A 494-nucleotide genomic window follows, 5' to 3' on the forward strand; every position below is an offset into this window, starting at 1 on the left:
TACACTGAGCACTTCGGGATGAATCTATCGCGCCGAACTTTGTTAGGTTTGATCAAATACCCAGCACTCATCAGTCAGACTCGTTCAGTCAAGCTGCCAAACCCTGCAGAACATCAACGCCGATTAAAAGCCAAAGAATGGAGCCCAGCGAAAGGCATCTACGATTGCGATAAAGATCTGTTTGATTGGGTTATTGCTCCACTCAGCGAGAATGACAAAAGCCTGTTGAGCCAAATGCGCTATAGACCAGACTCCGATTTAGAGCACAGCAAAACGCGCTTTAAATCCCTCGACTGCTCCATTATGGAGCTCGCCGATGATATTGCGTATGGCGTGCACGACTTAGAAGATGCCATTGTGCTGGGTATGGTCACACGTCAGCAATGGCAAGAAGGTGCAGCAAGTCAGTTAGCCGATTGCGGTGATCCTTGGTTTGAAGAACATATCGGCTCTATTGGACAAATGCTGTTTAGCGGTAAACATCACCAACGCAA

At 47.6% G+C, this 494-nt stretch carries 1 pseudogene; it reads left to right on the forward strand.

The features are described from left to right. Positions 1-494, forward strand: a pseudogene (locus R7E00_RS24665) (dGTPase); the annotation flags it as partial.

Origin of the sequence: Vibrio sp. Vb1755, from assembly GCF_033338635.1 — a bacterium.
Lineage (GTDB): Bacteria > Pseudomonadota > Gammaproteobacteria > Enterobacterales > Vibrionaceae > Vibrio > Vibrio alginolyticus.